General features: G+C 65.8%; 13 protein-coding genes. 6 read left to right on the plus strand and 7 right to left on the minus strand.

Going from position 1 to position 20,381, the window contains the following annotated elements:
• Window positions 1–64 precede the first annotated feature (64 nt).
• The 5 genes from pcrA to EWU68_RS04895 all read left to right on the plus strand — a co-directional run bounded on the left by pcrA (window position 65) and on the right by EWU68_RS04895 (window position 8,042).
• Complete coding sequence (gene pcrA, locus EWU68_RS04875; protein ID WP_129314939.1) at window positions 65–2,623, plus strand: DNA helicase PcrA; 2,559 nt, start codon at window positions 65–67, stop codon at window positions 2,621–2,623.
• A 101-nt stretch (window positions 2,624–2,724) separates the two neighbouring features.
• Window positions 2,725–4,119, plus strand: coding sequence for an MFS transporter (locus EWU68_RS04880; RefSeq protein WP_129314941.1), 1,395 nt, complete (start codon window positions 2,725–2,727; stop codon window positions 4,117–4,119).
• Between the two features lie 207 nt (window positions 4,120–4,326).
• Window positions 4,327–5,496 (plus strand): ADP-forming succinate--CoA ligase subunit beta, encoded by a 1,170-nt coding sequence (gene sucC, locus EWU68_RS04885; RefSeq protein ID WP_129314943.1) that lies wholly within the window; start codon window positions 4,327–4,329, stop codon window positions 5,494–5,496.
• A 37-nt stretch (window positions 5,497–5,533) separates the two neighbouring features.
• Window positions 5,534–6,451, plus strand: coding sequence for a succinate--CoA ligase subunit alpha (gene sucD, locus EWU68_RS04890; protein ID WP_129314945.1), 918 nt, complete (start codon window positions 5,534–5,536; stop codon window positions 6,449–6,451).
• A gap of 133 nt (window positions 6,452–6,584) precedes the next feature.
• Window positions 6,585–8,042 carry a protein adenylyltransferase SelO gene (locus EWU68_RS04895; protein WP_129314947.1) on the plus strand — a complete coding sequence of 486 codons (1,458 nt, stop codon included), beginning with the start codon at window positions 6,585–6,587 and terminating at the stop codon, window positions 8,040–8,042.
• Window positions 8,043–8,105: 63 nt separating this feature from the next.
• Here the strand turns inward: EWU68_RS04895 and EWU68_RS04900 are convergent, their stop codons facing one another.
• From EWU68_RS04900 to EWU68_RS04915, 4 genes are all read right to left on the minus strand, one after another.
• Window positions 8,106–9,308, minus strand: a complete 1,203-nt coding sequence (locus EWU68_RS04900) for a VIT1/CCC1 transporter family protein (RefSeq protein WP_129314950.1) — start codon at window positions 9,306–9,308, stop codon at window positions 8,106–8,108.
• A 213-nt stretch (window positions 9,309–9,521) separates the two neighbouring features.
• Window positions 9,522–10,781, minus strand: a complete 1,260-nt coding sequence (locus EWU68_RS04905; RefSeq protein WP_129314952.1) for an MFS transporter — start codon at window positions 10,779–10,781, stop codon at window positions 9,522–9,524.
• A gap of 54 nt (window positions 10,782–10,835) precedes the next feature.
• Window positions 10,836–12,242 carry a TY-Chap domain-containing protein gene (locus EWU68_RS04910; RefSeq protein ID WP_129314954.1) on the minus strand — a complete coding sequence of 469 codons (1,407 nt, stop codon included), beginning with the start codon at window positions 12,240–12,242 and terminating at the stop codon, window positions 10,836–10,838.
• Between the two features lie 235 nt (window positions 12,243–12,477).
• Window positions 12,478–13,314 carry an aldo/keto reductase gene (locus EWU68_RS04915; RefSeq protein WP_129314956.1) on the minus strand — a complete coding sequence of 279 codons (837 nt, stop codon included), beginning with the start codon at window positions 13,312–13,314 and terminating at the stop codon, window positions 12,478–12,480.
• An 83-nt stretch (window positions 13,315–13,397) separates the two neighbouring features.
• Between EWU68_RS04915 and EWU68_RS04920 the strand changes: the two genes are divergently transcribed.
• A complete protein-coding gene (locus EWU68_RS04920; protein ID WP_129314959.1) occupies window positions 13,398–14,783 on the plus strand; it encodes an MFS transporter in 1,386 nt (461 codons plus the stop codon).
• Between the two features lie 154 nt (window positions 14,784–14,937).
• On the opposite strand, the gene EWU68_RS04925 is transcribed toward EWU68_RS04920, so the two are convergent.
• The 3 genes from EWU68_RS04925 to betT are packed head-to-tail and all read right to left on the minus strand — an operon-like array spanning window position 14,938 to window position 20,280.
• Window positions 14,938–16,539 carry a GMC family oxidoreductase gene (locus EWU68_RS04925; RefSeq protein ID WP_129314961.1) on the minus strand — a complete coding sequence of 534 codons (1,602 nt, stop codon included), beginning with the start codon at window positions 16,537–16,539 and terminating at the stop codon, window positions 14,938–14,940.
• Between the two features lie 25 nt (window positions 16,540–16,564).
• Entirely contained in the window at window positions 16,565–18,040 is a 1,476-nt protein-coding gene (locus tag EWU68_RS04930) for an aldehyde dehydrogenase family protein (RefSeq protein ID WP_129314964.1), read from the minus strand.
• Window positions 18,037–20,280 (minus strand): choline BCCT transporter BetT, encoded by a 2,244-nt coding sequence (betT, locus tag EWU68_RS04935; protein WP_129314965.1) that lies wholly within the window; start codon window positions 20,278–20,280, stop codon window positions 18,037–18,039. The genes EWU68_RS04930 and betT overlap by 4 nt, the downstream gene beginning before the upstream one ends.
• Window positions 20,281–20,381: the final 101 nt, after the last annotated feature.

The following is a 20,381-nucleotide window of genomic DNA, read 5'->3' on the forward strand; positions in this document are numbered from 1 at the left end:
GGACCGTCACACCCGCAGCCGGGGGACGCGAATCGAAACTGTGTTCCCCTAGACTGGAACCAGTATGGATTTCTTGCGCGATTCTTCCTTCTTCGAACCCCAGACCTCCCAGCCCCAGGGCCAGGGGGCAGGTTCCCGCGGCCCTGAAGAACTGGTCGAGGGACTCAACGAGCACCAGGCTGCCGCGGTGACCCACTCGGGTGCGCCCCTGCTGATCGTGGCGGGCGCGGGCTCCGGAAAAACCCGTGTCCTGACCCACCGGATCGCCTACCTGCTGGCCACCGGTCGCGCCCACCAGGGCGAAATCCTGGCGATCACCTTCACCAACAAGGCCGCGGCCGAGATGCGGGAACGCGTCGTCGAACTCGTGGGGCCCAGGGCCGAGAAAATGTGGATCTCGACCTTCCACAGTTTCTGCGTCCGAGTTCTCCGGCGCGAAGCGGCGACTCTCGGGCTGAAATCCTCGTTCTCCATCTACGACGCCGCCGATTCCCTCCGACTGATCACCCTGATCGCCAAGGAATTCGAGCTGGACGCCAAGAAATTCGCTCCGAAGGCCCTGCAACATCGGATTTCGGCGCTGAAGAACGAACTCGTGGATGCCGAGCAGAACGCCTCCTCTGCATCGAGCAATGACCCGTGGGAACCCACCGTGGCCAGGGTGTACAGCGAATACGCTCGCCGGCTGCGCGCGGCCAACGCGATGGACTTCGACGACCTCATCGCGGAAACCGTCTTCATGTTCCGCGCCTTCCCTCAGGTCGCGGAATACTACCGGCGGCGCTTCCGGCACATTCTGGTGGACGAATACCAGGACACCAACCACGCCCAGTACGCTCTGGTCCGGGAGCTGACCGGGCACGATTCGGCTCCCGCGGAAACGGGACAGACTCCCTACCCCCAGGGGACGGAACCGGCCGAGCTGACGGTGGTGGGAGATTCCGACCAGTCCATCTATGCCTTCCGCGGTGCGGACATCAGGAACATCACGGATTTCGAACGCGATTACCCTTCGGCCCGCACGATCCTGCTCGAGCAGAACTACCGGTCCACGCAGAACATCCTCACGGCAGCCAACGCGGTGATCCAGCGCAACCCGGATCGCCGGGACAAGAAGCTGTGGACCGCTTCCGGAGACGGCCCCCTCATCACCGGTTACGTGGCCGAGAACGAGCACGCCGAGGCGAGGTTCATCGCCGAGGAAATCGACAGGCTCCGCGACGAGGACGGCGTGGCCCCGGGCGACGTCGCCGTCTTCTACCGGACCAACGCCCAGTCCCGGTCCCTCGAAGAAATTCTGATGCGCGTCGGTCTGCCCTACCGAGTGGTCGGAGGGACGCGGTTCTACGAACGCAAGGAGATCAAGGACGCGTTGTCCTATCTGCGCGCCCTGATGAATCCCGACGACGACATCAGCGTGCGCCGTATTCTCAACGAACCCAAGCGGGGGATCGGTGCGCGCTCCGAGGGCGCCATCGCCAACCTGGCCGCGCGCAATCGCACCTCCTTCATGGCGGCGGCGCGGACGGCCGATGAGGCTCCGGGACTCGCGGCCGCCGGTGCCAAAAAGATCGGGGCATTCGTGACGCTGATGGACGACCTTCAGCAGATCGCGTCCACCGAAACCGCCGCGACGTGCCTCGAGGCGGTCCTGGAGCAATCGGGCTACCTCGAGGCCCTGCGCACCTCGGACGATCCCCAGGACGAGTCCAGGGTCGAGAACCTCGCCGAGCTGGTGGCCGTGGTCCGCGAATTCGAGAGGGACAACCCGGACGGCGGTCTGGCCGAATTCCTCGAGCATGTCTCCTTGGTTGCCGACGCCGACCAAATCCCGAATCGCCCCAAGGCCGGCGACGAGGAGGACGGCGGGGTTTCCGCCGAACAGGTGGCACGGGAAGTGGCCGAGGCCCGTGAGGAGGGAGTCGTGACGCTCATGACCCTGCACACCGCCAAGGGCCTGGAATTCCCGGTGGTCTTCCTGACGGGTATGGAACATGGAATCTTCCCTCATCAGAGGGCCCTCGCCGATGAGAAGGAAATGAGCGAGGAGCGCCGGATCGCCTATGTGGGTCTGACCCGAGCCATGGAGCGGCTCTACCTGACCCGTGCCGAATCCCGGTCGATGTGGGGCCAGGGGCAGTTCAACCCGCCGTCTCCATTCCTCGAGGAGATCCCGGAACACCTCATCGATTGGAAGCGCCTGGGGTCCGCCTCCGGGTTCTCGCCCGGAGGATTCGGTTCGGCCGTCTACGGCTCGGGCTCCTTCTCCGGGGGCGCCGGCCGCAGAGACTCCACGTCCTGGAGCGGTTCGGGTGCCTGGGGCGGGCGGGGCTCCGGTCCCTCCCGGCGGCCGGCCCCCGCGAGCCAGGATGCCGGGTACTCGGGCGGTATCGAGGGGTCGCCCGCGTTGGGTGCGCGCGCCTCCAAGCCATCGAGGATCAATCAGACGAAGGAAATCCCGTCCCTGTCCGTGGGTGACACCGTCGAGCACAAAACGTTCGGGAAGGGCCGCGTGATCGGCGTCGAAGGCGGCGGGGACAAGACCGTCGCCAAGGTGAGATTCGCGAACGAGGAAAAGCGCCTTCTCCTCCGCTACGCGCCACTGACCAAGGTCGATGAGTAGCGGGCAGCCCTCGTCGGACAGGTCCCAGCGTGCGTTGAATCGCTGCTGACCAGGGGATATATCGGTATTGTGTTGTGCAGACCACACACCGAAGGGCCCTCATGACCTCCTCATCCGAGACCTCCGAGCCGAACCATTCCGCCGCGGCGGACGCTCCCCACCCCACAGATCCGGATGCCGGGCAACGGCGAAAGGCAATCGTCTCCAGCTTCCTCGGCAATTTCGTGGAGTGGTTCGATTACGGGGCCTACAGCTATCTCGCCGTCACGATCGGCTCCGAATTCTTCCCGGGCGATGCCGCACAGTCCACGCTGATGGCCTTCGGGTTGTTCGCCGTCGCTTTCCTGATCAGACCCGTCGGGGCCTTCTTCTGGGGCCACTGGGGCGACCGTTTCGGACGCACGAAGACCCTGGCCTGGTCGATCCTCCTGATGACCGGCGCAACCTTCCTCATCGGTTGCCTGCCCGGAGCCTCGACGATCGGCATCGCCGCGCCGCTCATCCTCCTGCTGCTGCGGCTGGTCCAAGGCTTCTCCGCGTCAGGCGAATACGCCGGCGCCTCGGCGCTCCTCAGCGAATTCGCCCCGCACGGGAAGCGCGGACGGTACGCATCCGTGGTTCCCGCATCCACCGCGTCGGGCCTGTTGCTCGGCTCCCTCGCCGCGACACTCCTGTACGGCCTCCTGTCCGACGACGCCATGGCCTCCTGGGGGTGGCGGCTGCCCTTCCTCGTCGCCGCGCCGCTGGGGCTCATCGGCCTCTACATCCGACGCAAGATCGAGGACACGCCCGCCTTCGTGAAGCACACCACCAGCCAGATGGAACAGGTCAAACGAGGGCACAAGCCGACCCCGCCGCTGGTCGAGCTGCTCATCAGCGCCCCGAAGCAGATGATCCAGGGGCTCGGCATCGTGCTCCTCAACGCGGTGGGGTTCTACGTGGTCCTCACGTTCATGCCGACCTACCTCTCGGAGAACCTCGGGTACGACGCCGCGGCGTCCCAGCTGGCCACGACGCTGTCGCTGGTCACATACATCGCGTTCATCTTCCTGACGGGGTCCGTGGCCGACCGCATGGGTCGCCGCAACACGCTGATCCTCGCGTCCTGCCTGTTCATCGTCCTGACCATTCCGGCGTTCCTCGTGATGGGCACCGGCCACTACTGGTTGGCCGTCCTGGCGCTGGTGATCATGGGGGCATTCCTGTCCCTCAACGACGGCGCCCTGCCCTCGGCGGTCTCCGAACTGTTCCCGACCGCGGTCCGTTTCAGTGGATTTGCACTGGTATTCAACATCGGCAACGCCCTGTTCGGCGGGCCGATGAGCGCGGTCAACACGTGGCTCATCTCCAGGACGGGGAACACCCTGTGGCCGGCGTTCCTGCTCATGGGGGCGGCCCTGCTCGCCCTCGGCGCGGTCCTGTGGTCGAAGGACCGCTCGAAGTCCTCGATAGATTTCGATCACGCCGAAGAGTCGGTGGCCGAACCCGTTGAGTGAGTTACGACTCAGGCAGCACTGCATTGGGGCGAAACACGACCTTTCTCGTTAGGGTCGGTCCCACCTTCTGAGCTAAAGTCACATCAGGGGAGCGTCTGTCTCCCGCGCCGACAGATGTGTCGCAGCGGATGAGGGCGTTCCACGACAAGAGCCGGATGGGCTGGACGGTTCACCCGGTACGACTTCGACGAAGAAGGACACATATCCGTGGACCTGTTTGAATTCCAGGCACGCGATCTCTTCGAGAAGCACGGTGTACCCGTACTTCAAGGGATCGTTGCCGAAACTCCCGAAGAAGCAAAAGCGGCCGCCGAGAAGATCGGCGGCGTGACCGTCGTCAAGGCTCAGGTCAAGGTGGGCGGTCGTGGCAAGGCCGGTGGCGTCAAGGTCGCCAAGACCGCGGACGAGGCCTACGAGTACGCTTCCCAGATCCTGGGCATGGACATCAAGGGTCACACCGTCAACCGCGTGATGATCGCGCAGGGCGCGGACATCGCCGAGGAATACTACTTCTCGGTTCTTCTGGACCGTGCGAACCGCTCCTACCTGGCCATGTGCTCCGTCGAGGGCGGCATGGAGATCGAGCAACTCGCCGAAGAGCGCCCCGAAGCCCTGGCTCGCGTCGAGGTCAACCCGAGTGAAGGCCTCAACCAGACGAAGGCCGAGGAGATCGTTGCCGCGGCAGGGTTCCCCGAGGAGCTGCGCTCCAAGGTTGCGCCCGTTCTGGTCACGCTGGGCGAGGTCTTCGACAAGGAAGACGCAACCCTCGTGGAGGTCAACCCGCTGGTCAAGACCGGTGAGGGAGACATCATCGCCCTGGACGGCAAGGTCTCGCTGGACGACAACGCCGAATTCCGCCACGAGGACCACGGCGGTCTCGAGGACAAGGCATCGACCGATCCGCTCGAGGCCAAGGCCAAGGAGAACGACCTCAACTACGTCAAGCTCGACGGCGAGGTCGGAATCATCGGCAACGGCGCCGGACTCGTCATGTCGACCCTCGACGTCGTGGCCTACGCGGGAGAGAAGCACGGCAACGTCAAGCCGGCCAACTTCCTCGACATCGGTGGTGGCGCCTCGGCCGAGGTCATGGCCAACGGCCTCGACGTCATCCTGGGCGACGACCAGGTGAAGTCGGTCTTCGTCAACGTCTTCGGCGGAATCACCGCCTGCGACGCGGTGGCGAACGGCATCGTCAAGGCCCTGGAGATCCTGGGCGACGGCGCGACCAAGCCGCTCGTTGTCCGCCTCGACGGCAACAACGTCGAAGAGGGCCGTCGGATTCTGGACGAAGCCAACCACCCGTTGGTCACCCAGGCAGACACCATGGACTCCGGTGCCGACAAGGCCGCAGAGCTCGCCCACCAGGCCGCCTAAGACTCCGCCGATACATCTCGAAATTCTTAAGGAAAACATGTCTATCTTTTTGAACAAGGACTCCAAGGTCATCGTTCAGGGCATCACCGGCGGCGAAGGTACCAAGCACACCGCGCGCATGCTTGCCGCGGGTACCCAGGTTGTCGGTGGCGTCAACGCCCGCAAGGCCGGAACCACGGTGTCCCACAAGGCCCAGGACGGTGCCGACGTCGAGCTTCCGGTGTTCGGAACCGTCGATGAGGCGGTCAAGGAGACCGGCGCGAACGTGTCGATCGTCTTCGTCCCGCCGGCCTTCACGAAGGACGCCGTCATTGAGGCCATCGACGCCGAGGTCCCGCTCGTCGTCGTCATCACCGAGGGCATTCCGGTGCAGGACGCGGCCGAATTCTGGGCGCACGCCAAGGCCTCGACCGACGCCGACGGCAAGCAAAAGACCCGCATCATCGGACCCAACTGCCCGGGCATCATCACCCCCGGCGAGTCCCTCGTGGGCATCACCCCCGCGAACATCACCGGCAGCGGCAAGATCGGCTTGGTCTCCAAGTCGGGCACCCTGACCTACCAGATGATGTTCGAGCTGCGTGACATCGGGTTCTCGACCGCGATCGGCATCGGCGGCGACCCGGTCATCGGTACCACCCACATCGACGCTCTCGAGGCGTTCGAGGCGGACCCCGAAACCGAGGCCATCGTGATGATCGGTGAGATCGGTGGCGACGCCGAAGAGCGTGCCGCCGAGTACATCAAGGAACACGTGACCAAGCCGGTCGTCGGCTACGTCGCGGGCTTCACCGCTCCCGAAGGCAAGACCATGGGCCACGCGGGCGCCATCGTCTCCGGGTCCTCCGGAACCGCTGAGGCCAAGAAGGAGGCCCTCGAGGCCGCCGGCGTCAAGGTGGGCAAGACTCCGTCCGAGTCCGCCCAACTCATGCGCGAGATCTTCGCCAACAAGTAAGCCCGACCAGGCTTCACCGAACCGCCCGGACCGCAGACTGGTCCGGGCGGTTTCGTGTCTCCAGTGCCCGCGCCCGAGGAATATATCCGCCGCGAGAATGTTCTACCGGGTACACCCTCGTCGAAGGAGCCGAATGCAGTCCGTTTTCGCCGAAGCCTTTCCCGAGCTGTCCATCGCATGGACGGGAGACGAACCGACAGATCCCCGGATCGTCATCCTCAACGACAAGTACGCCGAGCAGCTCGGACTGGACCCTGACACGCTGCGAGAAGAACAAGGACTTCGCCTCCTGACCGGGGCGTCGGCCCCCGAGGGCGCCCGGCCGGTGGCGCAGGCGTACGCCGGCCACCAATTCGGCACCTATTCACCCCGGCTCGGCGACGGGCGAGCCATGCTCCTCGGAGAGGTCACGGCCAACGACGGAAGCCTCCGGGACATCCACCTCAAGGGCTCAGGCCGCACGCCCTTCGCCCGCGGAGCCGCCGACGGAAAAGCGGTCCTGGGACCCATGCTCCGGGAATACCTGGTCAGCGAGGCCATGAACGCTTTGGGCATTCCAACCACGCGTGCCCTGGCCGTGACCGAAACCGGCGAGGAAGTATTCCGGGACCTCCCGCGCCCCGGCGCCGTTCTCGCGCGGGGAGCCAGCAGCCACCTGCGCGTCGGAACCTTCCAGTACGCCGCCCAGAGCCTGGGCAACACGGACCTGGTGAAAAGGCTGGTCGACGTCGCCCGCGACCGTCACGTCCCAAAGGACGATGACGACGAGGACGGCGAGCAGAACCCGGCCCTGGACCTGTACGAGCACGTGATCGAGGTTCAGGCCGAGCTGATCGCGCAGTGGATGGCCGTCGGGTTCGTCCACGGGGTCATGAACACGGACAACATGACCATTTCGGGCGAGACGATCGACTACGGCCCCTGCGCCTTCATGGACGCCTACTCGGCCTCGACCGTGTTCAGCTCGATCGACGCCCAAGGCCGCTATCGCTACGGAAACCAGCCCGGAATCGCCGAATGGAACCTTGCCCGCTTCGGGGAGACGTTGCTTCCCGTGATCGACGAGGACCCCAACGAAGGCATCCGGAAGGCGACAGAGGCGCTGCAGAGCTTCGCGCCGCTCTACGAAGCAGCCTGGATCCAGGCCATGGCGCGCAAACTCGGTCTCACCGAAACCGCCACGGACGAGCAGACAGCCAGAGACGTGTCCCAGGAGCTCCTGCGCCTCATGGAGGGCTCGTCGCTGGACTTCACGAGCACGTTCCGTGCGCTTGCCGATGCCGTCCGCGACCGCGAAGCGGCGCAGGAGCTGCGGGATCGGGTCGAGGACCCGCGCTTCGACGCCTGGTTCGTCCGGTGGCAGGCCCTCGGCCCCGACCCGGACCTGATGGACAGCGTCAACCCGATCTATGTGCCTCGCAATCACCTGGTCGAGGAGGCACTTGAGGCCGCCTACGACGGCGACCTCGACCCGTTTCTCAAGCTCCTGGACGTGGTGACCGATCCATACACCTGGAAGCCGGGCCACGAGGCCTATGCTGAGCCTGCTCCAGCGGACCAGGGGAAATACGTGACCTATTGCGGCACCTGAGCCGGGGAGCGCGAGTGCGCCCCCGGCATCAGGCGAGCCGCCGACGTCGGCGGTGGGGGAGGGTCAGCCCCCGACGGAGGTGCCGAACAACAGCCCCAGCAGGTACGTGGCCGCGGCGGCGCCGTACCCGATGAGAAGTTGCCGGAGGCCACGCTTCAGGGGAGACGCCCCGGAGAGCAGTCCGACCACGGCTCCCGTGCCCAGGAGGGCGATCCCGACGAGAAGCAGCGAAATCACCATCCCCGGGAATCCGGAGATCCCGAACAGGTACGGCAGGATCGGGATGATCGCGCCCGAGGCGAAGAAGCAGAAGCTCGACGCCGCCGCGCCGAGGTCCGTCCCCAGAGCCACGTTCTCCGTGTTCTCCTCCTCGGCCTCGGCCTCCGGCTGGTGGGAGAAGGACGGGTCGCAGTCGCAGGAGTAATGCCCGAACCGCTCGAGGGCGCGGTGGTGCGCGGCCTCTTCGCTCATGCCCCGGGCCCGGTAGATCAATTCGAGTTCGTTCCTGTCGATGTCCAGGTCGGGGGCGACGTCGAGGGTCACCTGCGTGGGACGGGAAGCATCCAGGAGTTCTCGCTGCGACCGGACGGACACGAATTCGCCCGCGCCCATGCTCAGGGCGCCGGCGAGCAGGCCGGCGACGCCGCTGAGCAGAACCATGTGCGGGCTCGCGCCTGAGGCGCCGATTCCCATAATCAGTGCGACGTTCGAGACGAGCCCGTCATTGGCACCGAAGACGGCGGCGCGGAAATTGCCGGACAACTTCTCTCTGCCGTTGGTCGCGAGTGCCCTCACAACCTCCTCGTGCACTGCCTCGTCCGCCGCCATCGAACTGGGCGCATCCGGATCCTCGTCATAGCGCGAGCGGCCTTCGGCCCTTTGGGCCAGGGCCAGCACGAAGACCGTCCCGAAATGCCTGGCCATGAACTGCAGGGCCAGGGAAGAGGCGGAGGGACGGGGCTCGGGGTCGGCCTGGGGGCCCAGAAGGTTGCGCCAGTGCTGCTCGTGCCGTTTCTCGGCGTCGGCCATTTCGCGCAGGATTTCGGATTCCCGTCCGTCCGTGCGTTCGGCCAGATAACGGTAGACCGTGGCCTCGGAGATTTCGTCGGCCAGATAGCGGCGCCAACGCCGACGTTGAGCTGCCGTCGCATGGTTGCCAGATCCGGCAGTCGAAGGCGCGCTCCCGGATGCTGATGCGTCAGGGGTATCCGAGTCTCCGCCTGCGTGCGAGTCCTCGGGGCGTGGGGTGATCGGCTCTTGGCTCATGAGGGTGTCTCCTTCGGGCCGAGGCCGCGAGGGACTCCCGCGGAGACTTCGGCCCTAGTCTGTTGATCCCTGGAAGGGGCTTGGGCCGAAGGTCTCGCTCGCCCGCCCGGACGATCCCTGGCCGTGGCCGGGACGGTTCGACGGGTGGGTTGCCGGGAGAAACACTCTCCAGTGTGTCGACAACCCGCTCTGGCACGTATGCGCCGCTGGGAACTACTCCCCTTCGATCTGCCCCACTCTAGCGGTTTTCTCCCGCCGGAGCACCCCTCCGGCAATCAATGCGCCGAACGCCACAACCGCCACGCAGAACCAGCCCGTCAAGGTCCAGCCGCCGGCGATGTAGAAGAAACCACCGACCCAACCGATGAAGGCCGAGCCGGCGTAATAGAAGAGGTTGTACATCGCGGTTCCCTGGGCCTTGCCTTCCCCGGCCAACAGTCCCGTCCACGCGGAGGCGGCGGAGTGGGCGGCGAAGAACCCCATGGTCAGCATGATCAGACCAAGCACGACGACGACCAACGGCGACGTCGTGGTCAGGACCACCCCGGCGATCATGACGAGCATCGAAACCAGGATCGTGGTGAGCCTTCCGAACCGGGCGGTCAAACGCCCTGCGATGCTCGACGTGAACGTGCCGGAAAGGTACGCGAGGAACAGCATCGAAATGGCCACCTCGGACAGAGCATACGGTGGCAATTCGAGCTTGAAGCCGACGTAGTTGTAGACCGTCACGAATGCGCCCATCAGGGTGAACGCCAGGAGGAACAGGCTGACCATTCCGGGATTCCGCACGTGCCGACCGATGCGCGATGCGGTGGTCCGGATGGCGCCCTTCGCCGGGACGGGCGTGAATCTGCGCGCCCGTGGAAGAAGAAGCAGGAACGAGATGGCGGCCGCCGTCGCCAGAACCGCGACGGCCATGATAGCGAGGCGCCAATTTCCGGAGAACTGGGCGACGGGCCCCGAAATGAGGCGTCCGGCGAGTCCGCCGATCGTGGTACCGGAGACATACAGCCCCGTGGCCGCGCCCGCGTGAAGGGGCTGCGTCTCCTCCGTGATGAAAGCGACGGCGACGCCGGCGAGACCCGCCAGGGCAGCACCCTGGACGAACCTCAGCACCAGAAGCATCCCGAAATGCGGTACCCACGGGATGATCAGGCCCAGAACGGTCGCCGCAATGATGGCCGCGGCCATGGCTCGGTTCTTGCCCCAGCGGTCGGCCACATAGGTCCACGGCAGGGCGAACAGGGCCAGACCGAGCGTCGAGGAAGAGACAATGAGGGCGACCGAAGCGACGTCCCGGTGGAGATCCGCCGCGATCGAGGGGAGAACGGCTTGCGGTGAATACAGCGGCGCGAAGGTCGCGACGCCGGCACAGAACATGGCCACGAGCATTCGCGTGAATTCGGGTGTGCCTCTGGAGTACCCCAACCATTCGTTGTCGAATGAATCCGTCGGAGGCGTCGAAGACACCGAAAATCATCTCCTGTCGAGAGCGGAAGAAAGTGTGCGCAGACCGGGGGCGGGTCAGAGCGTGGGGACCGTTGCCGAACGGTCCTGTTCGTACAGCGCGCCGGACCCCCAACGGAACCGGTACGGGTCGGGGCAACCGCGGCCGAACCTGAGGGCGTCGACCAGGACGTCGGCCGCCTCGTCCAGCGAGAGGCCGGAACGTTCCCAATGCCACTGGTGGGGAGTGGGCGGGGTCCACCCGGCCTCGGCCAGGTATTCCTCGTCCATGGGCCACTTGATGGCAGGCAGGAACTGCTCCGAAACCACGGTCACGGAAACCCCGCCCGGGCCGGTGAACGCCTGCGCGTAGGGTGAGTCCCCGCCCGTATCTCCGGTCTCATAGTCGACCGTCAGGAAATGCTTCCAGGGGAGCTCCCTGATGGCGTGGGCGATCTCGGCGACGAGATTGCGCCACGAGGATTCGTCGCCCGTGGCTTCGCCGATGTGCTCGACCACGCCGATTCCCCGGTCGATCCAATGCTGCGGAGACCAGGACCCCGGTTGCTGCGTGCCGACGTCGTCGGTGTTCCCCCACGGGCCGACCCAGTTCTCCTCGTACCGCGGGTCGCCGCGGCCCGGAGCCTCCTCGTTGATGAGCCGACGTCCGTGGGACAGGGCCTCGTGCCACGAGCCGAAACGGTGCCGGACCGTAGCCAGCGTGGGGCGCGGGGTCGTGTGGCGGGCGACGTCGGCGGACCACCGGCCGTACAAGAGCGCCAGCGGCTTGCGGTTGTTCCGGATGCAATACGTCAGGAAGTCGGCGATCGCGCTGCGGAACCGGTCCTGGGTGAAATCGGGGACGCGGTCCGTGCCGTCCGGCGCGTACCTCTGCCCGGGGGACAGCCCGATCGAGACCAAGGCCCTGGACCAGGAGCCTTCCCCGAACTGGGAACTCAGAGAACGCGCGCTCGCCGGCCAGTTGCTCCGGACCAGGCGTGACATGCGCGTCAGGTCCTCCGGCATGTCGTGGCGGAAGGATTCGTATTCGGCGCTGGTGATCGAGGCGCCGGGGAACTCGGTCAGGAAGGAGAACGTGGCACCGATGCGTCCGAGAAGCCTCGCGGTCTGTTCGTCGGTGGCACCGGCGCCCTCGAAGATGCGGGAGAGATCCTGGACGATCGCGGGATCTCCGGAGACCGCAATGAAACGTCGGTCTTCGCCCAGATCGAGCAAATGGTTCAGTGCCAGCCAGACCCCCGCGGCCATGAGCGTGCTGTTGAGCGACTCGTCACTGGGGTGGACGAAGCGTTGCGGATACTGGGACAGGACCCGGTCCAGGTGATGCCGTGCAATCTGGGGGTACAAGGTCACCAATCGGTGGCGGCACTCGCTGCGCGTCCAGCCGGCTTCGGCGAGCTCATCGACCAGGGGCCTGAAAGCGTCGAGGAACTCCTTGTACCCTGAGCCTTCCGAATCGACCATGTTCCCTTCATCCCACCGAGATTGGACCGCCGTGCGGCGGGGCGAAAGACGGGAGCGAACCTCCGTCACTGACTGCGTCTTTCCTTATGAGAGTATGCATCGCCGCCCAGGCATGCCAAGGACGGAACCGGATATTACCTGTTGCTTCGCTCTCCTTCGCCGATGTGACGACGCATGAAAGTGCCCCCGTCCCTGAAACAGGGCGGGGGCACTCGTCATGGGTCGGACCCGGCGCCTACTCCATGGTCTCGGTCGGGTTCATTCCGATGCGGCCGTCGTCGCGCGTCAGGCCGTTGATGGCCTCGACCTCTTCGTCCGAGAGGCGGACATCCACAGAAGCGAGGTTGCTGACGATGCGTTCCGGCGTCACCGACTTCGGGATCACGACGTTGCCGATCGCCAGGTGCCAGGCGATGATGACCTGCCCCGGCTGGGCGTCGTGCTTCTCAGCGATATCGGTCACGACCTTTTCCTTGAGGACGTCGCCGCCCTGGCCGAGAGGCGACCAGGCCTCGGTCTTGATGCCGAGCTCCTCGTTGACGCGTCGCATGTGCTCCTGGTTGAAGTACGGATGCAACTCGATCTGGTGGATTGCGGGGGTCACACCGGTCTCGTTGATGATCTCCCGCAACTGCTCCTCCGGGAAGTTGGAGACACCGATCGACTTGACCTTCCCCTGCTTCTGGAGCTCGATGAAAGCCTTCCAGGTGTCCAGGTACTTGCCGTTGGCCGGCTGTGCCCAGTGGATCAGGTACAGGTCCAGGGGCTTGGTGAGCCCGAGACGCTCGATCGAGGCGTCGAAGGCCTCGAGGGTCGACTCGTAGCCCTGATCGTCGTTCCACAGCTTGGTGGTCACGAAGACGTCGTTCTCGTCCACGTCGGACTCGGCCAGTGCCCGTCCGACGCCCGCCTCGTTGCCGTAGATCTTTGCGGTGTCGACGTGGCGGTACCCGGCGTCCAGGGCCTGAACGACGACCTTTTCGGCGACGTCGTCCTCGACCTGCCACACGCCGTACCCCAGCTGCGGGATCTGGTTGCCGTCATTGAACGTGATGTTCGGTGAGGTTGCCAAGAAAGCATTCCTTTCATCGTGGAACCGTATTCGTGGTGCATAACCCCTGACCCGGCGAAGGTATTCCCGGCTAGTCTTTGGTCATGGCAAGACTGCTCATGGACCTTTCGCCGTTGAAGAAGTATCCGGACTTCCGACGTCTGTGGATGGGGTCTGCGTTCTCGACCCTGGGCTTCCAGGTCACGTCCATGGCAGTGTCGCTCCAGATCTTCCACATCACGGGCTCCACGTTCGCCGTGGGATCCGTGGGACTGGTCGCCGTTCTGCCCCTGATCATCGGAGGCCTCTACGGGGGAGTCATCGCGGACGCGCGCGATCGGCGCCTCGTCGCACTGACGGTATCGGTGATCCTGTGGCTCGTCAGCGTGCTGATCGCGCTCCAGGCCTTCCTGCACCTGGAGAACGTGTGGGTTCTCTACGGACTGATCGCGGTGCAGTCCTTCGTGCACCCGATCAATCAGTCCGCCCGTGGGGCCATCATTCCGAAGGTGGTCGGGCTCAAACGCCTGCCGGCGGCCAACGCCCTGAACATGTCCGTCAATACTCTGGCGACGACGCTCGGCCCGATGCTGGGCGGCTTCCTGGTCGCGGCCGTGGGATACGGGTGGACGTACGCGGTCGACGTCGTGACCTTCACGGTGGGGCTCTGGGCGCTCTACAAGCTGCCCGCCCAGGTTCCGGAACACGACGGGACCGCACCGGCCCGCGGAGTGAAAGCGGTCATCGACGGCTTCGGGTTCGTGCGGCGATCGCCCGTGATCTCGATGACGTTCGTGCTGGACGTGTGCGCGATGGTCTTCCTGTTCCCGCAGGCACTGTTCCCCGCAATGGCGATCACGGTGGTCGGGGGCAACGCGGCCGTGGCCGGCCTGCTCTCCGGAACGATGACATTGGGGGCCTTCCTGGGGACGCTTCTCTCGGGTCGTGCCGTTGCGGTCACCCGCCAGGGCGCGGCACTGACCTGGACGTACGCGGGGTGGACGATCGGGATGCTCTGGTCGGGAGTCTCGATCGCCTGGATCGCGGCGGCGACGACGCCGGGGACCCCCACGGCGTGGGGCGGGCTGGCCTCCTGCATGGTGGGGCTCATGGTCGCCGGCGCCTCCGACGCCGTGGGCGGCATCTACCGCTCGACGATCCTCCAAACAGCGGCCCCGGACACGATGCGCGGCCGGCTCCAGGGGCTCTTCATCGTGACCGTCACGGGCGGGCCCCGGATCGGGTCCGGCGTCATGGGGGCGGCCGGCCAGTGGGCGGGACCCGGCTTGGCCCTGGTTTACGGGGCCGTGGCGTGCGCGGCGAGCGTCGGAGCGCTCAGCGCGAAGTTCCCGCAACTGCGCGCCTACCACGCACCGGTACCGCCGGAAACCTCCGCCATCGACACCCTCCAGACACCCCAGGCCCGCACCGAGACCGCCGAGATCCCTCGGGTGCCGCCTCCGCCGGCCCAGCGCCCGGACGAAGACTGACGGCGCGCCAGGAAACGGCGCACGAGGAAACGGCGCACGAGGAAACGGCGCACGAGGAAACCGCGGGCTCGGATCAACGGGATACCCCAAAAACAACGGGGCACCCGGTCGCCGCCTCGACGACGACCGGGTGCCCCGGGGCAAACACGAGCTTCTAGGCGTTGTCCTCCGTCACCAGCTCCGCGGCGCGCTCGCCGATCATGAAGCAGGTGATGTTGGGGTTGACTGCAACGATTTCCGGCATGACCGACGCATCGGCCACGCGGAGTCCCTGGACACCCTTGACCCGGAGGCGTGGGTCCAGAGGCGAGTCGATATCGTCCTCGGGTCCCATGCGCACGGTGCCGACCGGGTGGTAGACGGTGTTGTGGGTCTTGGCCACGTAGTCGGCGATCTCTTCGTCCGTCTGCACGTCATCGCCCGGGAACAGTTCGCGTCCGCGCCAGTCGTCGAGCGCGGGCTGGGAGACGATCTCCCGGGCCTTGCGGATCCCGGCGACCATGATCGCCATGTCGTAGCCTTCCTCGTCCGTGAAGTACTTCGGATCGAACTTCGGCTTGTCGCGGAAGTCCAGGGACCGCAGGCGCACGGTTCCGCGGGAACGGGCATGAGGCACATTCGGGGTCAGGCAGAAGACGTTGTCAGCGGTCGGGTAGCCGCGGCGCAGGGTGTGCATATCGAAGTTCACCGAGCCGTAGTGCATCATGAAGTTCGGCCGACCCGGGAACTCGTCCTCGAAGGGCACATCGAGCTGGGTGAAGATTCCGATCTCCCACCACTGCGTCGAATCCTGCACCATCGGCTTCTTGGCCTCCCACTGGATGACGGCCTCGGGATGGTCCTGCAAGTTCTCGCCCACACCGGGGGAGTCCTGCAGCACCTCCACGCCGACTTCACGCAGGTGATCGGCAGGCCCGATACCGGAGAGCATCAGCAGCTTCGGAGTATCCACCGCGCCGGCCGACAGGACGACCTCCTTGCGTGCGCGGATCGTCTTGGCGATCGCGAACGCATTGTCCACGACCTCGACGCCGATGGCCCGCTTGTCCTCGTCGAACAGAACCCGCTTGACCTGGGTATCGGTGATGAGATGGAAGTTTTCCCGACCACGGATCGGGTGAATGTAGGACACCGCCGACGACGAGCGTGTTCCGTCAGCGCGGCGGTTGATCTGGAAAAAGTTCGCCCCGTTGGTCACGGTCTTGCCCGAGTTGAACTGGGTCCGGGGGATCCCGGCCTGCTCGCAGGCGTCCAGGACCGCGACGCCGCAGGGATCCTTCGGCGGAACGTTCATGAGGTGCACCGGACCGGAATCGCCGTGGTGCTCGTTGCCCGGGGTTCCGGCGTCCTCATTCTTCTCGAGCTGCTTGTACAACCGGAATCCGGTCTCGGCGTCCCAGCCCTTGGCCCCGAACTTGTCCTCCCACTCGTTGAGATCCTCTTCGGGCGCCCAGAAGGCGATGCACGAGTTGTGGGAGGAGCATCCGCCGAGGACCTTGGCCCGGGCCATGCGCATGAAGGAATTGCCCTTCTCCTGCTCCTCGACCGGGTAGTCCCAGTCGTATCCGGACTCGAGCAGCTCCATCCAACGGTTCAGGGCGAGGACCTCGTCGATGCCCTCGTCGTCGGGGCCCGCCTCGATCAGCGCGACCTGCGCCTCGGGGTTCTTCTCGCTCAACCGCGCCGCGGTCGCCGCACCGGAGGAGCCGCCTCCCACGACGACGTAGTCGAATTCCCGCTCTTGGGTTTCAGTCATATCCTGGTTTCCTTTCCGTCTGCGTCTACTGGTCGTCGCCGAACCAACCGGTCACGGCCGGGGCGGTGTTGTGGTAGATGTGCTTCGTCTCCTGGTACTCGCCGAGCCCGTGCAGACCCAGTTCGCGACCGATGCCGGACTGCTTCATGCCGCCCCATTCGGCCTGCGGCAGGTAGGGGTGGAAGTCGTTGATCCAGATGGTTCCGTGGCGCAGGCGGGACGCGATGCGCTCGGCCCGGCCGGCGTCGTTCGTCCAGACGGCGCCCGCGAGTCCGTAGAAGGTGTCGTTGGCCGTGGCCACGGCCTCGTCCTCGGTCGTGAAGGTCTCGATGGTCACCACGGGACCGAAGGCCTCGTCGCGCACCACCGACATGCCCCGACGCACCTGGTCGATCACGGTCGGCTTGTAGTAGTAGCCCTGCGCGAGGTCACCCTCGGTTGCCCACTCACCACCGCAACGGATCCGGGCGCCTTCCTCGACGCCGGCCTTCACGTAGTCGGTCACCTTCTGGCGGTGCTGCTCCGAGATCAGCGCGCCGGTTTCGGCGTTCTCGTCGAAAGGACCCCCGATCCTGATCTTCTCGGCGCGACGCACGAGCTCCGCGGTGAATTCCTCGGCGATCGACTCCTCGACGACGATCCGGGAGCCCGCCGAGCACACCTGGCCGGAGTGCACGAATGCGCCGTTCAGGGCGTTGTCCACGGCGGCGTCGAAATCGGCGTCGGCGAAGACCACATTGGGGTTCTTCCCTCCGAGCTCCAGGGCGATCTTCTTGACCGTTGCCGCTGCGGCGGCCGCAATCTTCCGGCCCGTGACCAGACCGCCGGTGAAGGAGATCAGGTCGACGTCCGGGTGCGAGGACAGGGGAGCGCCGGCCTCCGCGCCCGCGCCCAGAACAAGGTTCCCGACGCCGGCCGGCAGGCCGAGCTCGTCCAGGATGTCCATCAGCAGGATGGCCGTGTGAGGGGTCAGCTCCGCGGGCTTGAGAACGAAGGTGTTGCCGGCCGCCAGAGCGGGGGCGACCTTCCAGGCGACCTGGAGGAGCGGATAGTTCCAGGGAGTGATCATGCCGCAGACACCCACGGGCTCGGTCACCACGCGGGAGGACACGTTCGGATCGCCCGCGTCCACTTCGCGCCCGGCGTCCTGGCCGGCGATCTTGCCGTAGTACTGGAAGCATGCCGCGATGTCGTCCATGTCGAGCTCGGATTCGACCAGGCGCTTGCCCGTGTCCAAGGACTCGGCCCGAGCGAATTCGTCCTTGCGCTCACGCAACCGGCGGGCGACGTCGAGGAGGAAGTCTCCTCGCTCGGGTGCGGTGGACTGCCACGCGCCGTCGTCGAATGCAGCGCGCGCCGCGGCGATCGCGGACTCCGTGTCGGCCGAGGTCGCTTCGGCCACGACTCCCACCTCGGTGCCGTCGGCGGGGCAGACGATGGTGCGGGTCCCGCCTTCGGACGCGGGGACCCACCGGCCGTTGATGTACAGCGTGTTACTCACTGATTTCCTTCCTTCGTCGCGGAATTCTCCGTGTTCTCATGATCCGCCACAGGGACGTCCAGCGGTGCCGTGAAGTCCATGGACCAGTCGGTCGTGGCCATGGACGAACCGATGATCTCGGTCGAGCCCGCCTCCTCGACGGTCGGTCCGCTGATGCGGATGAATTCGATGTGACGTTCGTGGTTGTCCAGAACATCGTGGATGAGCTGCTCCTTCGTGTACCCGTAGACGTCGTAGCCACGGGAGCCCGTCAGGGCGAAGGGCTCGAGGCGGTAGTAGTTGTCCTCGGTGCGCGCCGGACTGAGCAGATACCCCGGCGTCGGCCAGGCGACCGGGTACACCTGGTACGTGAAATCGCGCTCGCCGTCCATCCTCTCCGTCAGCGTGACGTACGGGATGGTGGTCGCGAAGTCGACCCCGTGCTCGACGACGGCGTCCACGCCCTCGGCGCGCAGGGCCTCCCCGACCTCGTCCAGGGCAGGGGCCACCACGGTCCGGACGTACCGCGTGGCGGACCTCCGGCCGGGGTAGGAGACCGAGCGGCTCAGGCGCTGGCGCCAACTCCGGGTCTGGGACGAGGGCTCGATCGACGCCGCGCGGTTGGCCGCGCGCACACCGGCGAATGCGGCCTCTCGGGATTCCATGTCCGCGCCCTCGACCCGCAGCGCTTTCCACAGGCCGAACATGACCAGGTAGAGGACGATCGCGAAGGGGAGGCCGAACACGATCGTCGCCGACTGCAGCGTCGCAATACCTCCGATCAGGAGCATGGCCAGAGTCAGCAGACCCGTGGCCGCGGCCCAGAAGATCCGCATCCACTTGGGGCCGTCCTGGTTGGGGTCCTCGATCTTCGAGGCAAAGTTCGACATGACCAGGGCGCCCGAGTCGGCGCTGGTCACGTAGAACAGCAGACCCGTGAAAGTCGCCACGGCCGCAGCGGCCGTCGCCCCCGGGTACTGGCCGAGGAGGGTGTAGAAGGCCTGCTCCGGTGTGTTCATGATCGAATCGCCGAAGGCCGTGTTCTTCTGCTCGTAGATCAGGTTCAAGGCGGAATTGCCGAAGATCGAGATCCAGATCAGGATGAACGCGAACGGGATGGTCAGGGTTCCCACCACGAACTGGCGAATCGTGCGGCCGCGGGAGATGCGGGCCAGGAACAACCCCACGAACGGGGACCACGCGACCCACCAGGCCCAGAAGAACAGGGTCCAGGTGTTCATCCAGTCGGTCGGGTGGTCGAAGGCCATCGCGTCCAGGGTCATGCCGGGGAAGCGGCTGAGGTAATCGCCCAGGTTCATGACCAAGCCGTTCATCAGGAAGTCGGTGTCGCCGAAGACCAGGACGTACAGCAGCAGGGCGAGGGCCAGGTAGATGTTCAGCTCGGAGAGGCGGCGGATGCCCTTGTCGACGCCGGACACCGCGGAGGCGATCGCCATGAGGACCGAGACCGCGATGAGTCCGGCCTGGACGCCGACGCTCTGAGGGACGTCGAACAGGAACTGCAACCCGTAGTTGATCTGCACGACGCCGATTCCGAGCGACGTCGCCACACCGAACACGGTTCCGAGCAGAGCTGAGATGTCGACGGCGTCGCCCGCCGCTCCTTTGATGCGTTTGCCGATGATCGGGTACAGGGCGGAGCGGATCGACAGCGGCAGGTTGAACCGGTAGGCGAAGTAGCCGAAGGCGAGGCCCATCAGCGCGTACATTCCCCAACCGGTCAGCCCGTAGTGGAACAGGGTCCAGACGACGGCCTGGCGGGCGGCCTCAGCGGTCTCACCGTTGCCCTGCGCGGGGCCGTAGTACTGCGTGACCGGTTCCAGGACGGAATAGAACATGAGGTCGACGCCGATGCCCGCGGCGAAGAGCATCGCGGCCCAGGAGAACAACGGGAACTGCGGGCGCGAATGGTCCGGGCCGAGGCGAATCTTCCCTTGTCTGCTCGCCGCCACGACGATGATGAACACGACCACGGCGGTGCCGGTCAGGATGTAGAACCACCCGAAGTTCTGGGACACCCAGGCGACCACGGTCCCCAGGACGCTGCTGGCCGAGTCCGGGGCCAGGAGCGCCCAGAGGGAGATCGCAACGACGCCCAGGGCGGCGCCCAGAAAGACCTTCCAGTTGGTGGTCATCGGGGCGTATCGGTGGGCTCCGGTCGGAGGGTTGGCCGAGTCGGGAGTGGGGGACGGTTCCTGGGAACGAGTAGGGGCTGCTGTGCTGTCTTCGGGTCTGTTCATGGAGTCTCTGCGATCGGTTGCGTACTGATAAGTCTGCTTATATCCAGCCGATCAACATTAGCCCATAGCCTCGTGGTGCTGGTACTTGATGTCGTCACCGT

Origin of the sequence: Rothia koreensis, from assembly GCF_004136575.1 — a bacterium.
GTDB classification, from domain to species: domain Bacteria; phylum Actinomycetota; class Actinomycetes; order Actinomycetales; family Micrococcaceae; genus Rothia; species Rothia koreensis.